Origin of the sequence: Aeromonas sp. A600620 (assembly GCF_029479985.1) — a bacterium.
GTDB classification, from domain to species: Bacteria; Pseudomonadota; Gammaproteobacteria; order Enterobacterales; family Aeromonadaceae; genus Aeromonas; species Aeromonas veronii_A.
Window position 1 is genome coordinate 194,725 of sequence record NZ_JAAKXB010000001.1, and the last position, 15,112, is coordinate 209,836.

Annotated in this window: 15 protein-coding genes and 1 other RNA gene; 7 read left to right on the forward strand and 9 right to left on the reverse strand. The window is 55.4% G+C overall.

Annotated elements, in window-relative coordinates; all coding sequences use genetic code 11:
• Positions 1-16 precede the first annotated feature (16 nt).
• Both G5533_RS00845 and G5533_RS00850 read left to right on the forward strand, forming a co-directional pair.
• Positions 17-1,042: an NAD-dependent epimerase gene (locus tag G5533_RS00845; protein ID WP_216953972.1), complete on the forward strand. Its 1,026-nt coding sequence runs from the start codon at positions 17-19 to the stop codon at positions 1,040-1,042.
• Positions 1,042-2,208 carry a nucleotide sugar dehydrogenase gene (locus tag G5533_RS00850; protein ID WP_216953971.1) on the forward strand — a complete coding sequence of 389 codons (1,167 nt, stop codon included), beginning with the start codon at positions 1,042-1,044 and terminating at the stop codon, positions 2,206-2,208. Before G5533_RS00845 ends, G5533_RS00850 begins: the two co-directional genes overlap by 1 nt.
• On the opposite strand, the gene pseC is transcribed toward G5533_RS00850, so the two are convergent.
• The 7 genes from pseC to suhB all read right to left on the reverse strand — a co-directional run bounded on the left by pseC (position 2,205) and on the right by suhB (position 9,200).
• Complete coding sequence (pseC, locus tag G5533_RS00855) at positions 2,205-3,326, reverse strand: UDP-4-amino-4,6-dideoxy-N-acetyl-beta-L-altrosamine transaminase (protein WP_421254829.1); 1,122 nt, start codon at positions 3,324-3,326, stop codon at positions 2,205-2,207. The genes G5533_RS00850 and pseC overlap by 4 nt on opposite strands.
• Entirely contained in the window at positions 3,323-4,327 is a 1,005-nt protein-coding gene (gene pseB, locus G5533_RS00860; RefSeq protein ID WP_227340774.1) for a UDP-N-acetylglucosamine 4,6-dehydratase (inverting), read from the reverse strand. The genes pseC and pseB overlap by 4 nt, the downstream gene beginning before the upstream one ends.
• Before the next feature lie 156 nt (positions 4,328-4,483).
• Complete coding sequence (locus tag G5533_RS00865) at positions 4,484-5,329, reverse strand: cobalamin-binding protein (RefSeq protein WP_441254279.1); 846 nt, start codon at positions 5,327-5,329, stop codon at positions 4,484-4,486.
• The gene (locus G5533_RS00870) at positions 5,322-6,284 is read right to left on the reverse strand and encodes a cobalamin biosynthesis protein CobD/CbiB (protein WP_421204712.1); all 963 of its coding nucleotides are present in this window, start codon (positions 6,282-6,284) and stop codon (positions 5,322-5,324) included. The genes G5533_RS00865 and G5533_RS00870 overlap by 8 nt, the downstream gene beginning before the upstream one ends.
• Positions 6,281-6,973: a 5'-methylthioadenosine/S-adenosylhomocysteine nucleosidase gene (mtnN, locus tag G5533_RS00875; RefSeq protein WP_021230869.1), complete on the reverse strand. Its 693-nt coding sequence runs from the start codon at positions 6,971-6,973 to the stop codon at positions 6,281-6,283. Before mtnN ends, G5533_RS00870 begins: the two co-directional genes overlap by 4 nt.
• 168 nt (positions 6,974-7,141) lie before the next feature.
• Positions 7,142-8,074, reverse strand: coding sequence for a ZIP family metal transporter (locus G5533_RS00880; RefSeq protein WP_005361496.1), 933 nt, complete (start codon positions 8,072-8,074; stop codon positions 7,142-7,144).
• 322 nt (positions 8,075-8,396) lie between these two features.
• Positions 8,397-9,200, reverse strand: coding sequence for an inositol-1-monophosphatase (suhB, locus tag G5533_RS00885; protein WP_005352992.1), 804 nt, complete (start codon positions 9,198-9,200; stop codon positions 8,397-8,399).
• 199 nt (positions 9,201-9,399) lie between these two features.
• Here suhB and G5533_RS00890 point away from each other — a divergent pair, with 199 nt between their 5' ends.
• The 3 genes from G5533_RS00890 (at position 9,400) to emrD (ending at position 12,146) form a co-directional block, all read left to right on the forward strand.
• A complete protein-coding gene (locus tag G5533_RS00890; protein ID WP_005352991.1) occupies positions 9,400-9,855 on the forward strand; it encodes a hypothetical protein in 456 nt (151 codons plus the stop codon).
• Positions 9,856-10,023: 168 nt separating this feature from the next.
• Positions 10,024-10,686: a glutathione S-transferase family protein gene (locus G5533_RS00895; protein ID WP_124929151.1), complete on the forward strand. Its 663-nt coding sequence runs from the start codon at positions 10,024-10,026 to the stop codon at positions 10,684-10,686.
• 263 nt (positions 10,687-10,949) lie between these two features.
• Entirely contained in the window at positions 10,950-12,146 is a 1,197-nt protein-coding gene (emrD, locus tag G5533_RS00900) for a multidrug efflux MFS transporter EmrD (RefSeq protein ID WP_076492248.1), read from the forward strand.
• A 165-nt stretch (positions 12,147-12,311) separates the two neighbouring features.
• Here emrD and ssrS read toward each other — a convergent pair.
• Both ssrS and zapA read right to left on the reverse strand, forming a co-directional pair.
• A non-coding RNA gene (gene ssrS / locus G5533_RS00905) (6S RNA) lies at positions 12,312-12,493 on the reverse strand.
• A gap of 16 nt (positions 12,494-12,509) precedes the next feature.
• Positions 12,510-12,842, reverse strand: a complete 333-nt coding sequence (gene zapA, locus G5533_RS00910) for a cell division protein ZapA (protein WP_005333910.1) — start codon at positions 12,840-12,842, stop codon at positions 12,510-12,512.
• Positions 12,843-13,015: 173 nt separating this feature from the next.
• Here zapA and G5533_RS00915 point away from each other — a divergent pair, with 173 nt between their 5' ends.
• Together G5533_RS00915 and ubiH are read left to right on the forward strand one after the other, a co-directional pair.
• Positions 13,016-13,585 carry a UPF0149 family protein gene (locus tag G5533_RS00915; RefSeq protein ID WP_005346580.1) on the forward strand — a complete coding sequence of 190 codons (570 nt, stop codon included), beginning with the start codon at positions 13,016-13,018 and terminating at the stop codon, positions 13,583-13,585.
• A 177-nt stretch (positions 13,586-13,762) separates the two neighbouring features.
• Positions 13,763-14,986, forward strand: a complete 1,224-nt coding sequence (gene ubiH / locus G5533_RS00920; protein ID WP_216977464.1) for a 2-octaprenyl-6-methoxyphenyl hydroxylase — start codon at positions 13,763-13,765, stop codon at positions 14,984-14,986.
• The last annotated feature ends 126 nt before the right edge of the window (positions 14,987-15,112 follow it).

Here is a 15,112-nt window from a genome sequence, read left to right on the forward strand (position 1 = left end):
TTAACAGGTATGTCGTATGAAATATTTTGTAACTGGTGCAGCGGGGTTTATCGGTGCGAAGGTGTGCGAACTACTGTGCTTGAAAGGGTATCAGGTTATAGGTATTGATAACCTAAATGATTACTATGAGGTATCTCTTAAATTAAGTAGACTTGAACAGTTAACTCCATTTTCTAACTTCAAGTTTGTAAAAATGGATGTCTCTGATAGAAAATCTATCCTGACTCTTTTTTCCAAAGAGAAGTTTGACAGAGTAATTCATCTTGCCGCTCAAGCCGGTGTTCGCCATTCAATGGAATCTCCCTTTTCTTATATTGATAGCAACGTAGACGGATTTTTGACAATTCTGGAAGGTTGTCGTCATCATCATATTGAGCATCTTGTTTATGCATCTTCTAGCTCCGTATATGGAATGAATGAGGAAATGCCATTTAGAGTGAGTGAACCCACTGACCATCCTATTTCGTTATATGCAGCGACAAAAAAAATGAATGAGCTGATGGCGCACACATATTCTCATTTGTATGGTATCCCAACCACAGGATTGCGTTTTTTCACAGTTTATGGCCCGTGGGGACGGCCGGATATGGCATTATTTAAATTTACTAAATGTATGCTGTCTGGACAGCCAATAGATGTATATAACAATGGTCTGTTAAGCCGAGATTTCACATATATAGATGACATTGCTGAAGGTGTGATCCGGGTAGCGGACGTGATACCGGTTGAAAATTCTGCCTGGCGTTGCGCAACTGGTTCTCCAGCTGATAGCAGTGCCCCTTATCGTGTATTTAACATTGGTAATGGTAGGCCGATTAAAATAGTTGATTTTATTCAATCTCTCGAGCAAGCGCTGGGGGTTAAAGCTATAAAAAATATGATGCCCATGCAGTCGGGTGATGTTTATGCGACATGGGCGGATACTGAGGATTTATTTGCTACTATTTCATATCGCCCATCAATGAAGATAGAACAGGGCATACAGAATTTTGTTGAATGGTATCGCTCTTATTATCAATTTTTGGATGTGAAGGTTCAATAATGAAAATTGCCGTTGTCGGTATAGGTTACGTAGGTTTGTCTAATGCAATATTGTTAGCTCAGAACCATCATGTTGTTGCATTTGATGTTAATCCAGAAAAAGTGTCCATGATTAACAGGCGACAATCTCCAATTATTGATTCTGATATCGATCTGTTCTTTAAACAACGGACTTTGGATCTTACCGCAACCTTGAATAAATCAACCGCTTACCAACATGCTGACTATATTATAATTGCGACGCCCACTAATTATGATCCTGATACAAATTGCTTTGATACTGCGTCGGTAGAGTCAGTTATTTTTGATATTATGGAAATTAATCCTGAGGCAGTAATTGTAATCAAGTCTACTGTTCCTGTTGGTTTTACCTCTAAAATGCGGATGACTCATAATTACGAGAATATTTTCTTTTCCCCCGAGTTTTTACGTGAAGGGAGAGCATTATATGATAACCTTTATCCATCACGTGTTATAGTCGGGGCAACAAGTGAATATGCACGAACATTTTCTAGACTTATGATTGATGGGGCAATAGAAAAAAATGTGCCAGTCATTTTTACTGAAAGTACGGAAGCAGAGGCTGTAAAATTATTTGCTAACACATATCTGGCGATGCGAATCGCATTTTTTAATGAGTTGGATACATATGCCCAAAAAAATAATCTAGAAACAAAGGATATTATTGATGGTGTTTGCCTGGACCCTCGTATTGGCCACTATTACAACAATCCATCTTTTGGTTATGGAGGTTATTGTCTGCCAAAAGACACCAAGCAGCTTCTGGCAAATTTCAACCAAGTGCCCAGCAACCTGATTAGAGCTATTGTTGATGCTAATACAACGAGAAAAGATTTTATTGCCGATACAGTTATCGCGACTAATCCTAAACGAGTAGGTATTTATCGACTAGTTATGAAGGCTGGTTCGGATAATTTTAGAGCATCGGCAATACAGGGAGTCATGAAAAGAATCAAGGCGAAGGGTATTGAGGTTGTTGTTTATGAGCCATCCTTAATGGAACCTTATTTCTTTAGGTCAAAAGTCATCACTGAAGTATCCGTATTTAAAGGTATGTGTGACATTATACTTGCCAACCGAATGAGTCCTGATTTAGCCGATGTGATTGATAAGGTCTATACACGAGACATTTTTGGCTACGACTAAAGCAGACTGCATATTTTCAATTGCTGTGCTTTTGTCAAACCAGGAAAGAGTGGCAAGGTCATTGCGCCTGCGTAAAATTGCTCAGTAGAGGGCAGGGTAGTATGAGTCCACTTTTGATGCCAAGGTTGTTTGTAAATAGGTATATAGTGCACGTTGGCGCCGATATCCTGTGCACGTACTTTTTGGAAGAGCGCACTGCGTTGTTCAGGGGCTACATGGTGAACATAGAGATGGAAGGCACTACGCCGCTCGGTGTTGAAATGACGAGGTAGCTGGTGTGGTGCCAGTCTTTCGAAGTAGTACTGGGCAATCTCGTTACGCGTGTGAATCCATGTCTCCAGATTGGCCATCTGGCTCAACCCCAGCGCAGCCTGAATGTCGGTCATGCGGTAGTTGAAGCCGAGCATCTGCTGCTCATAGTACCAAGGGCCGTCCGGCTCATTGATAAAGTCTTCCGGTTCACGGGTGATGCCATGGCTGCGGAGCACGCGCATCGTCTTGGCAAGCGCAGGGTCGTTGGTCATGGCCATGCCACCCTCGCCAGTGGTTATGATCTTCACCGGGTGGAAGCTGAATACTGTGATGTCGCTATAGCGGCCATTGCCGGTAGGCTCACCATGATAACGGGCACCAAGGGCGTGGCAGGCATCTTCGATGATCTTGAAACCGTACTTTTGTCCCAGGCGGTGGATCTCCTGCATGTCGCAGGGGAGGCCGGCAAAGTGCACCGGTATGACTACTTTGGGTAGCTTTCCTTCCGCCTTGGCTGCAATCAGCTTCCTCTCCAGCTCCAAAGCGCACATGTTACCGGTATCTGGTTCAATATCGACAAAATCGACTTGTGCACCGCAGTAGAGAGCACAGTTGGCGGATGCAACAAAGCTGATGGGGGATGTCCAGACCCAGTCGCCGGGGCCAACGCCAAGTGCCAGACAGGCTACATGGAGTGCTGCGGTACCTGAATTGACTGCCACCCCGAATTTGGCTCCACAGTAATCGGCTACTGCTTGCTCGAAGCGGGGGACTACGGGTCCCTGGGTCAGGAAGTCGGACTTGAGAACGTCCACAACAGCATCGATATCTGCCTGGCTGATGGATTGGCGGCCATAAGGGATCATTCAGTTCTCCCCTTTTGGTTCATTTTCAAAAGCTGTTCAATGGTAAAAAAGTGAGGGTTGCTGCGAGAGTTATATTCGAAGCCCTGTTCTACCATTTTTCCTTTTTCGCCCGCCGCTGTTTTGGAGAAATCGTTGTTGCGATTATTGAAATTGATGGTTGGGCCAATCACGAAGAAGTCATCAAACTCGAAGGTGTGATAAGAGTCATCGGCAGGACACATCACTTCATGGAGCTTTTCTCCCGGGCGAATGCCGATGATCTTGTGTGGCAGGTGAGGGGCCATGGCGCTGGCGAGCTCGGTAATTCGGACGGATGGCAACTTGGGAACAAATATTTCCCCCCCCTTCATCCGCCCAAAATTGTCCAGGACAAAATCAACCCCTTGCTGCAAGGTGATCCAGAAACGCGTCATCTCCTCATGGGTGATGGGTAACGCATCCGCCCCCTGGTCAATCAGCTTTTGGAAGAAGGGGACGACAGAGCCGCGAGAACCCACCACGTTACCGTAACGAACCACTGCAAAACGGGTGGGATCCTGCCCCGCGATGTTGTTTGCTGCCACGAAGAGCTTGTCTGATGCCAGTTTGGTGGCACCGTAGAGATTGATTGGATTGGCAGCTTTGTCAGTGGAGAGGGCAATAACTTTTTTGACTTGATTGAGCAAAGCGGCCTGGATCACGTTCTCTGCACCATGGATATTGGTTTTAATACACTCCATGGGGTTGTATTCAGCGGCTGGAACCTGTTTCAGTGCTGCTGCATGAACCACGTAATCGACGCCACGCATTGCCATGGTAAGCCGGTTGGCGTCTCGGACATCACCGATAAAATAGCGCATGCAGGGGTCGTTAAACTCCTGCTGCATCTCGAACTGTTTCAGTTCGTCACGAGAATAGATGATGAGCCGTTTCGGCTTATAACGTTCCAGTACTGTCTTGACCAATCGTTGGCCAAACGAGCCGGTGCCACCTGTGATCAGTAGCGTTTTATCGTTGAACATTGTGGGCATCTCGTCATAAAAACAGTAGATGAATCATATGCTAGCAAATAAAGTACCAGCTTTTTTGGCAAAGAGTGTGATCCATTCACAAAAACAGTTTTAAAGATTTGGGCGCACCCAGACCACCTCGGATTGGCTCGCATCAGTAGAGCTTTATCAAGATGTGCTGGAGCTCTGCGCGCTTAGCTGAATAGCCTGGCAAACCTCTTCAACCCCATTGAGGGCTCTCGGGGTGAAGCGGTGTAGTTCATCCGAGTTGATCAAATCGAGTCGCTGGTGCTGCACCGCATCGAGATTGGGCCACTTTTGCCAGTGATTCAGGGCGTCAGGATCTTGACTCCCCGCCAGGATCAGCGCGGGGTTCGCTTTGATCACCTGTTCCATGTCCACTTGAGGGTAGGGGGTCTTGGCATTCGCCATGACGTTGACCCCGCCGCAGAGTTCGATGGCCTGAGCCGGCCAGGCATTGCCACTGACGCTGGTGAGCGGTGGGTACCAGAGCTGGTAGAACACCTTGACGCCGGTTGATTGTCCATAACGCTGTTGCAGCTCATGCAGGCGCGCCAGATAGCGATCGGCGGCTTCGTTGGCACTTTTCTCAACACCCAGCAATTTGCCCAGCGCCCGCATCTCGGTCGCCAGCGAGGCAAAATCGGTGGGTTCAGAGTAGAACACCGAGATACCCAGCTGTTCCAGCGGTGCCAGCATTCGTGACTGGGCCGAGCGCCAGCCCAGGATCAGGTCCGGTTTTTGTGCCAGCAGGGCCTCGACATTGATGCTGCGATAATTGGCCACCTTGGGTTTGTTTTTCACCTCGGCGGGATAGTCTGAGGCATCATCAACGGCCACCAGTTTGTCACCGGCACCGATGTCGTAAAGCAGTTCGGTAAGATGGGGTACCACGCTCACCACCCGGCTCGGAGTCGCGGCAAACAGTACGCCGGGCAACCAGGCCAGCAGCGCGCAGGGCAGCCAAGTCGGCAATCGCAGCCATTTATCCATGAAATAACCCCGCTATCGTGACAACCAGCGCCAGTATCAACCAGCCCCAGCCGCATCCTTGCAGAATGTTGAGCACCTTGCGCGGAGTCTCGCTATCTGGCTCAGCACCTGTGCCGATGACTGGCCAGCGCTGGAGAGCCCCCTGATAGTAGCGAGGGCCACCAAGGCGGATCCGGCACTTGTCTACCAGCAGGGTGAGCAGCATCCCCATGACTGGATAGGGCCAGAGCGCGCCACTTCGCACCAGCTGTGCGGCCTGTTTGAGCCGCGGTAGCAGGAGCGGTAGCCCCAGTAGCAGGATGGTGGGAGCATTGAGCCCCTTATAGAGGGTACTGGAGGCTCGGCCAAAATAGCCAAACGCGGGATCCTTCATGCTCCAGCCCTGGCTCATCAGCTGCACCAGCCGCCAGAGCAAGGCGCCCTGTACGCCAGCCAAGGCAAATCCCAGCAGCGGGCCAGCCCATTGGCCGACCAGACGCAGGGCGCAGCTCTCCGTCACTGCTTTGGCGAGCCCCATGGTCGAGAGTTTGCCGGTCTCCCGCTTAAGCCAGGGGGCAGACTGCAATCTCGCCAGCGGCAGGGTCTCCTGGGTGGCGAGCGAGCGGGTGGCATGGGAGAGTTCGCGCAGCGGACGGGATTCGAGCATCAGCAGCAAGAACAGCAGGTCGAAGAGCGGCTCGCTCAGGGCCAGATTGCGAAGCGACCAGAGCCCGGTTGCGCAGGGGAGCCAGACTACCAGCATTGCCAGCAGGCCGGCCTGCATTTGCTGGCCGGGTGAACCATCGGGTCTGTGTACCTTGTGCCCCAGCCGGGTCAGCAGGGGCGTGACGGCCGAAAGACGCAGATGGGATGGCCACGGGATCACCGCCTCCAGCAGGGCAGCACCTACCAGAATGGCCGCCGTCGTCGAGAGGAGGGCGTCGGCCATCAAATCAAGCGAGCCGGTCTCGATCACAGCTTGCCGAGCATCTTGATGATCACTTCGGCGGAGTGCTTGCCGGCCACTTCGATAAAGGCATCGAAGGATTCAACCTGTTCCTTGCCAGCGATATCGGACATGGCGCGCACCACCAGATAGGGCACTTTGAACATGTGGCACACCTGACCGATGGCGGCACCTTCCATCTCGACCGCCAGCATCTGCGGGAAGTCGGCGCGAGCCTTGGCGATGGCGTCCGGTTTGCACATGAACTGATCGCCGGTGCAGATTAGGCCGACCTTGGTCTGGTGCTTGCCCTGCTCGGCGATGCAATCCTGAGCGACCGCGATGAGCTTCTCGTCGCAGGGGAAGGCGGCGGGTTGTTGCGCCATCTGGCCCATCTCGTAACCAAAGGCGGTCACGTCGACATCGTGGAAACGCATCTCGCTGGCGATCACCACATCACCGATATGCAGGTCCTGGGCAAAGCCGCCCGCAGAGCCGGTATTGATGACGCAGTCGGGGGCAAACTTTTCCAGCAGCAGGCTGGTGGCCACGCTGGCGGCGACCTTACCGATACCGGAGCGGGTCAGGATCACCTCTTTGCCTGCCAGCTCCCCTTGATAGAACTCGCAGCCGCCCAGTTGCAGGGTGGTGGGGTTGCTCATCTGGCTGCGCAGCAGGGCCACTTCTTGCTCCATGGCGCCGATAATACCTACTTTCATTGCTGACCTCGTCTTGATAGCCGTGTGGCTGAATTTAAGTTGCTGTAGATCATAACAAAAGATGGCGTCGGCGCCGAGAGGCACAAGCGAAAGGAGAGATGAAGCGCGGCGCTCCATATGGGAGCGCCGCAGGTGACAAAAAGCATTGATGAGGAGGGGAGAGTGCCTTTAGCCGAGCGCAGTATCGAGGGTCATCATCAGGGCAAAGCCTGCCATCAGACCGAGGGTGGCATAGGTCTGGTGACCGTTGCGGTGAGTCTCCGGGATCACCTCGTGCGAGACCACAAACAGCATGGCGCCGGCGGCGAGCCCAAGTCCGATGGGGTAGGCGATGGCAAGGCCACTGGAGAGCCCCACTCCGAGCAGGGCGCCAACCGGTTCGAGCAGGCCGCTGGCGATGGCAACCAGCACCGCGACAGAGGGGCGAAAACCGGCGGCGCACATGGCCAGCGCCACCGCCAATCCTTCCGGAATATCCTGTAGTGCGATGGCAGTGGTAAGCGGCAGCCCCACCGACATATCCCCCTGCGAGAAGCTCACCCCGATGGCCATCCCCTCCGGCAGGTTGTGCAGGGCGATGGCAAAGACGAACAGCCAGACCCGGGAGCAGCTCTCGTGGCCGGGGCCGCAGGGGCCGGTTTTGTCATGCTCGTGCGGGGTGAACTGATCCAGCCCCAGCATCAACAGCACCCCGAGGGTCATGCCGACAACCACCACGGCGGCGGCGCTAAAGCCGTTGCCGGTGATCCCCTCGGCAGCCTCTAGCCCCGGCAGCAGCAGGGAGAAGGCGCTGGCCGCCAGCATCATGCCTGCGGCAAAGCCGAGCATGGTGTCCTCCACTTTTTGCGGTACCGAGCGTAGAAACAGAGCGGGCAGGGCGCCGATGGCGGTGGCGGCAAACCCGGCGGCACCACCTATCAGGCCATAGCGCACGCCGCTGGTCACCTCGCCGGTAGCGAGCATGATGAGACTCTGCAACAGCAGCAACAAGACGGCAGCCAGCGCGATAAAGAGGCCGAGAGCAGTGAGCGGGCGGCTTTGCATCTGGCTGCGCAGTTGCTGTGACCAGGATAACGGAGGAAGAGCTGAGAGATGGTCCATGGCATGACCTCAAGGTGTGCAAAGTGGATGGTGGCATTACATCGATTCGGCCGCCCCTTGTCCATGTCTGCAGGGCGATTGCCGCTATCTGAAAATCTGGAAAGAGTTTATCCAGGCAACCACATGGGAACTCTTATCGGTAGCCAAAGGCGGGGGGCAAGAGGGGTTGTCTGCAAATGGCTGAAGTGGATGTTGAGAGGCAAGTGGGGATGCATCGCGAACTCTTTTAAATCAGCTGTAGATGTCTGCCTTGGTGTTCGGATAACAGATACAAGAAAACCGGCTTGCGCCGGTTTTGTTATCTGTCTGCTCGAAGGCTGGCTTATTTCGCCAGGGACTCCGGCAGCTCTTCACGGATCTTGCCGAGCATCTCTTTCAGGACACGCGGGTTGGCAACCACGATGTTGCCGGAGTTTTCGTAGTTGTGACCACCTACGAAGTCGGTGACGATGGCGCCAGCTTCTTTGGCCAGCAGTTCACCGGCAGCGGTGTCCCAGGGCTTGAGGCCGATTTCCCAGAAACCGTCGACGCGACCGGCAGCCACGTAGGCCAGATCCAGTGCGGCAGAGCCGGAGCGACGGATGTCGGCACATTCGATGAACATGCTCTGGAACATCTTCAGGTAGGACTCGATGTGGTGCTTTTGCTTGTAGGGGAAACCGGTCGCCAGCACGGTGCCAGCCAGCTCTTTGGCTTTGCCGACACGAATGCGGTAGCCGTTCAGCTGGGCGCCGCTACCACGGGTAGCAGTAAACAGCTCGTCACGGATGGGATCGTAAACAACGGCTTGTTCAGTCTTGCCCTTGACACGCAGGGCGATGGAGACGGCAAAGTGCGGAATGCCTTTGACCAGGTTGGTCGTGCCATCCAGTGGGTCAATGATCCATTGATAGTCCGGATTGGTACCGGCAATCTCACCAGACTCTTCAGCAACAATGCTGTGCTCCGGGTAAGATTTTTTGATGGTGTGAATGATGGCCGCTTCGGCTTCACGGTCAACGTTGGTCACGAAGTCATTGCTGCCTTTTTGGATAGCCTCAATGTTCTCGGGCTGGGAGAAGGCTTTTACTACAACTTGACCGGCGTTGCGCGCAGCGCGCACGGCGATATTCAGCATCGGATGCATAGGTTCACCACTGGATGTTAAAGAACGGGGGATAACAGGACGCGGTATGATACCAGTATTTTGTGCGATGGCAACTGTTATCCCCCTACGACTAATTGATTGCGACTGCCAGATCTGACGGCTCCAATATAGACCAGATCTGCGCTAGTCTTATCCCAGCAGCCGGATACAGGCTGTCATGAGCATAGGGATATGAGCCATGAATTTGTCATTAGTGAGTCAGAACGTGTCAGCAGCCAGCGAGGGACTGTTGGCCATCTTGCGGTCATCACCCGAGTATGGTGATCACTTTGCCCACATCACCGTGACCCCCCTGGCCCAGTGGCAACCGGCCAAGACGGAGGCGGCGATCCTGCTGATCGACGGCGATGCGCCCTGGCAGGATGCCGGATTTGCCCGGGGAGAGGATGAGACGATCGGTTTGCCGGTCTTGCCGCTGCTGATCCGTAAGGGAGACAAGGAGCTGACGGTCTGCGGGCCGGATGTGCGTGACCCCCGTTTCTATTTTGTCTCAAACGGCATCGTGCTGGATGAGTCGGAGCTGGCCGAGCCTGCCTGCAGCCGGGTGCTGTTGCGCAAGCTGGAGTCCTACTTCCCGCTGCTTTCCCGCCTGATCATGCTGCGCCAGCGCAAGCCGGTCGCCGTGATTAACTAATATCTACTATTGCCAGAGAGCACCAGCGGCGCACCGTGGCCTTGTTTGGCCTACGGTGCGCCGCTTTTTAATGGTCTGGAGCCGGTCACTTGTTGCAAGATGAGGCGGCTATGGTGTTGCACCCTGTTCCAACCGTGCAATCTGGCTATGACCAACAAGGAGTGAATCATGATCGACTTTTACACCGCCGCGACCCCCAATGGTTTCAAAGTGGCGATCGCCCTCGAAGAGCTGGGTTTGCCCTATCGGGTCATTCCTCTCGATTTGTCTGCACTGGATCAGAAGAAGCCCGAGTTTCTCGCCATCAACCCAAATGGCCGTATTCCGGCTATCGTCGATCGGGATAACGACGATTTCGCCGTATTCGAGTCGGGCGCCATCCTCATTTATCTGGCGGAGAAAGCGGGCAAGTTGCTGCCCGTTGATCCCAAACGCCGCTCTCAGGCCATCCAGTGGCTGATGTTCCAGATGGGCGGGGTAGGACCCATGATGGGGCAGGCCAATGTCTTCTACCGCTATTTCCCCGAGAAGATCCCCGCCGCCATCGAACGCTACCAGAAGGAGGGGCGCCGCCTGTTCGAGGTACTCGACAGCCATCTGGCCCATCACGAATATCTGGCGGACGAGTACAGCATCGCCGACATTGCCACCTGGCCCTGGGTGCGTATTTATGACTGGAGCGGCATCTCCATCGAGGGATTGCCCCATCTGCAAGCCTGGATGGATCGCATGGCAGAGAAACCTGCCTGCCAGAAGGGGATCACCATACCGCCACGCAAGGAGCAGCCCGATGAGCTGATCAAGCAGGCGCAGCAGATGGTAACACGTTGATTTTTAACTGCTGACGGGGCGTGTTGCCCCGTAATATTAGAAAAACTAAGGCAAGCCGATTATAAAGATTCGTTCGTTTTTTGTGAGCTGAATCACTATGATGCCCCCATACCACCAAGCGTCCTGTGCGGTGGCTTGGCGGGCTCCCCGCCTACTGTTTCCAACACTGTTTTTGATTGCATCACAGCCTCTGTGATCAGATTCCTCTGGGCCATTTTGTGCCAGAGGTGCGGCAGCATTTTTTCGATTTTTTTGGGACTGATATGGATCGGCACAGTTTTTATCCGTTGTTTTTATTGACCATTCTGATGGTCGCTGTGGGCCAGATGACCCAGACCCTTTATGTTCCCTCCATTCCCATGATGGCGGGGGACTTCAACGTGGCCTCGGGCCAGTTACAGGCGGTGATGGCCTGTTACCTGATCCCCTATGGCCTCTCCCAGTTTGTCTACGGGCCGTTGTCGGATCGCATCGGCCGTCGCCCGGTGCTGATCGTCGGCATGATGGTGTTTCTGGTAGGCACCCTGATCATTCAGGTCATCCCCCATTTTGCCGCCCTGCTGGTGGGCAGCTTTATTCAGGGGCTGGGTACCGGTGCCGGTGGCGCCATGAGCCGTACCGTGATGCGCGATCGCTACAACGGCGCCGAGCTCAACCGCGCCAACAGTCTGGTGAGCATGGGGGTGATCTTCTCCCCGCTACTGGCACCGGTGCTGGGGGGATGGCTGACCGAGCTGTTCAACTGGCGCGCCGGTTACTGGTTCCTGTTCGGTTTTGGTGCCGTAGCCACCCTGGCGATCATGGCCTGGTTTGGCGAGACCCTGCCTGCTGCTGCCCGTCAGCCACTGCGCGTCGGTGCTGCCTATCGCCATGTGCTGGGCAACCCCAAGTTTCAGGGCAACCTGCTCTGCCTGATGGCGACCTTTGCCGGTTTGGCAGTGTTCGAGGCTGCGGCCGGTGTGCTGCTCGGCGATGTGCTGAAACTGAGCGCCCGCACCGTGAGCGTGCTGTTCGTGCTGCCGCTGCCCGGCTATCTGTTCGGGGCCTGGCTTTCTGCCAAGCTGAGCTTTCGCCTGAGCCAGGGCAAGCTGATGCGCCTTGGCATCGCCTTTCTGGCGCTCGGCTCCCTCATCATTCTGGTGCCGGGGCTGTTCGGGGTGGTGAGTGCCGCCTCGCTGGTCGGTGGTGCGGCTGTCTACTTCATCGGTAGCGGTATTCTCTACCCGACCGCCACTTCCTGTGCCATCGAGCCCTTCCCGGGTCAGGCCGGTACCGCGGGTGCCATTCTCGGCGGGATGCAGAATCTGGGTGCCGGTGTGGTGACCCTGCTGGCGGCCGGTTTCCCGATGACCGGTCAGGTGACTCTGGGTGCCATCATGACCCTGATGGTGCTGATCGTGGCGCTGAGTTTTGTCTGGTTACGCCACCATGGCTCCCCCCACGAGCAGATGGCAATTTGATCTGCCGCTCTCTTTGCATCTGGAGCAAGCCCACCCTCAGCGGTGGGCTTTGTTTTATCCGGAGAACGGGCTAGGAGATCGCATTAGCTTGATGTAGTGATCGATGTTGTGAGGTTAATTCCGGAAAAGAAAAAACCCGTCACGCTGGTGACGGGCTTTTGCTGTTGGTACCCCGAGATGCCGTTGCCGGTTTGGGCCCTTGAACCGTCGGTTCAAGGCGGGGATCGGATCTGACCGCAGGCTTCTCGGTCGTGCCGAGCATGCGCAATAGCCAGAAGGCAGATCCCCTGTTTGGTATGAATATCGGCTCGGGGACTTGAACCGGCTGACAAACATCCCAGGGAATTTTAAAACGGTTTGCGATTAGGGCTGCTGCCCCTCTTCGCTGGAATCACCATATTGTCCGTGCTCGATCAGGGCCGCTTCGATGGTGCGCTGCAGCATCTTGATCCGCTTGTCCATGGTCTCAGAGTATTGGTGGTTCTTCTCTTTTTCAAGGCAGAGCTCATGACAGAAATTGAGCGCTGCCATGATAGCCAATTGCTCGTTGCTGGAGACTTTGGAGCGTTGACGCAGGTCGATCAACTTGTCGGTCAGCTGCTCGGCGGCCTGGCGCAGGGCATCCTGCTGTCCCAAGGGACAGGATACCTTGTAGGGACGTCCCAAAATGACGATTTCTACGGCCTCTGTGCTCATGCCTTCCTCAATACGGCGGAGCTGATTTCCGCCTTTATCCACGTGGACAACTGGGCGGGACTATATAGCGCAGATGCATAAGTTTCAAGGCCTTGCTGGCTCTGCAAGAGGGAGAATGCTAGGATCCTGACCATTAATTCTGCAAATTTGACTGAACTTTGAGCGGATCCTCGATGAGCAAAACGAACCCCCTTAAATATGCGGCAGTGGCCGACATCATGGAACAACATGAGCTGATGGCCAGCGCAGTAGAGGCCCATGGTGTGATCTGCGGTCTGGTGTGCGGCGGTGTGGCACTGGACGACAAGAGTTGGGTGCCCCATTTCAACGATCTGGTGAACGACGGTTTCGGCCTGCCGGCCCCGGTGCGCCAGGTGATGACCGATCTTTATCACAATGTAGTCGAGAGCTTGATGGCCCAGAAAGGCGTCGAGCTGCTGCTGCCAAGTGATGATGCCCCCCTCGACGAGCGCATCGATTCGCTGGTGGACTGGTCACAGGCGTTTCTGGCCGGTTTCGGCGTGGTGCAGCAGGAGCTCTCCCGCGCGTCGGAAGAGCTGCAGGAGATGATCCAGGATATCGCCAGCATCACTCAGGTCTCTGCCGAGTTCGATCAGGAAGATGACGAGAACGAAGCCTCCTTCCTGGTGCTCTACGAACACGTCAAGCTGGGGGTCATGATGGCCTTCGAAGAGTTTGGCAAGCGCCCCGATACCCCGAGCGCGCCGCCGACCCTTCATTGAGGTGCGGGTCAACGCGACCCTTACTGAATCTGCAAGAGCGCCTGATGGCGCTCTTTTTTATGGCGCTGTTGTGGCTAACCCTGTGAGGCACAACCGGTTTTTTGCCGGTGACCTCGCATTCGGCCTGCGGCTTTGTGATAGCATGAGGCCACCTTTTTCACTTCTTCCTCTCTGCTTATGTCTCAATCTGATGTGCGACAGGTCGATGTCACCCTGGTCGGCGGTGGAATGAGCGGTGCCGTGCTGGCCCTCTCGCTGGCAGCCCTGCTTCGATCCGATGGCTCCCCCCTCGAGATCCTGCTGCTGGAGGCAAGCGTCCCCGAACAGCACACCCATTCAGGGTTCGACGCCCGCGCCATTGCGCTCTCGGCCGGTACCTGTGATGCGCTGTTGCGACGCGGACTCTGGCCGCTATTTGCCCCCCATTGCGCTCCCATTACCCAGATTCATGTCTCGGATCGGGGCCACTTCGGTCAGGCTCGCCTGTCGGCCGCTGAATACGGCCTGCCCGCGCTGGGCCAGGTGATCGAGCTTGCAGCTGCCGGTCATGAGCTGCAACGGGCGATGGCGGCCTCTCCCAATATCCGGGTCTGTTGTCCGGCACGGGTGAGCGAGATTGTGCCCGATGAGGAGAAGGTGACCCTCACCCTTGAGGACGGTGAACAGATTGAGACCCGCCTGCTGGTGGCGGCAGACGGCGGCAACTCCTTTGTGCGTCAGCACTTCAAGTTGCCGGTGACCCGCCACGACTTTGAGCAGCACGCCATCATCGCCACGGTCAAAACGGCGCAAGACCCTGAGGGACGCGCCTTCGAGCGTTTTACCGAAGGGGGGCCGCTGGCCCTGCTGCCGATGCAGGATGGGCTCTCCTCGCTGGTATGGAGCGTCGGGCAGCATGAGGTGGATGAGCTGATGGCCCTCGATGAGGTGGCGTTTCTTGCTCGTCTGCAGCAGGCCTTTGGCTGGCGGCTCGGCCGCTTCGAGCGATGTGGCGTGCGTCACGTCTATCCGCTCATTCTGACCGCCTGCGACTACCCGCTGGCCCAGCGTACAGTGCTGGTCGGTAATGCCGCCCACGCCCTGCACCCCATTGCCGGACAGGGCTTCAACCTCGGGATGCGGGATCTCGACCTGCTTACCGGCGCCGTAGCCAAGGCGTTGGCAGAGGGGGAGGATATCGGCAGCTTCAAGGTACTGAGTGGCTACTGGCAGCAGCGTCAGCGCGATCAGGAGCAGACCGTCTGGCTCACCTCTTCGCTGGCCCAGCTCTTCTCCAATGGTCACGATCCGCTGGTGGCGGGGCGCAATCTGGCGCTCACCCTGATGGGGCGATTCCCGTGCCTCAAGGCGCCGCTTGCCTCGCGCACCCTGGGCTTTGTCGCCGATGTGTGCGGCAACTAGCCAGCACTTGTTGAGTGGAACCTGTTGACCGGAAGATGGTGACCGCCATTCGTTGATCAAAACCTATTGAATAAAGAGGTGATGCTTGCGGGCGTCCCCTCGCTGGCCAGCCGGTCAGCCCTGAAA

Coding starts and splice junctions, on each gene's coding strand:
- G5533_RS00845 (WP_216953972.1), top strand. CDS start 17: ATGAAATATTTTGTAACTGGTGCAGCGGGGTTTATCGGTGCGAAGGTG.
- G5533_RS00850 (WP_216953971.1), top strand. CDS start 1,042: ATGAAAATTGCCGTTGTCGGTATAGGTTACGTAGGTTTGTCTAATGCA.
- pseC (WP_421254829.1), bottom strand. CDS start 3,326: ATGATCCCTTATGGCCGCCAATCCATCAGCCAGGCAGATATCGATGCT.
- pseB (WP_227340774.1), bottom strand. CDS start 4,327: ATGTTCAACGATAAAACGCTACTGATCACAGGTGGCACCGGCTCGTTT.
- G5533_RS00865 (WP_441254279.1), bottom strand. CDS start 5,329: ATGGATAAATGGCTGCGATTGCCGACTTGGCTGCCCTGCGCGCTGCTG.
- mtnN (WP_021230869.1), bottom strand. CDS start 6,973: ATGAAAGTAGGTATTATCGGCGCCATGGAGCAAGAAGTGGCCCTGCTG.
- G5533_RS00880 (WP_005361496.1), bottom strand. CDS start 8,074: ATGGACCATCTCTCAGCTCTTCCTCCGTTATCCTGGTCACAGCAACTG.
- suhB (WP_005352992.1), bottom strand. CDS start 9,200: ATGCATCCGATGCTGAATATCGCCGTGCGCGCTGCGCGCAACGCCGGT.
- G5533_RS00890 (WP_005352991.1), top strand. CDS start 9,400: ATGAATTTGTCATTAGTGAGTCAGAACGTGTCAGCAGCCAGCGAGGGA.
- G5533_RS00895 (WP_124929151.1), top strand. CDS start 10,024: ATGATCGACTTTTACACCGCCGCGACCCCCAATGGTTTCAAAGTGGCG.
- emrD (WP_076492248.1), top strand. CDS start 10,950: ATGGATCGGCACAGTTTTTATCCGTTGTTTTTATTGACCATTCTGATG.
- zapA (WP_005333910.1), bottom strand. CDS start 12,842: ATGAGCACAGAGGCCGTAGAAATCGTCATTTTGGGACGTCCCTACAAG.
- G5533_RS00915 (WP_005346580.1), top strand. CDS start 13,016: ATGAGCAAAACGAACCCCCTTAAATATGCGGCAGTGGCCGACATCATG.
- ubiH (WP_216977464.1), top strand. CDS start 13,763: ATGTCTCAATCTGATGTGCGACAGGTCGATGTCACCCTGGTCGGCGGT.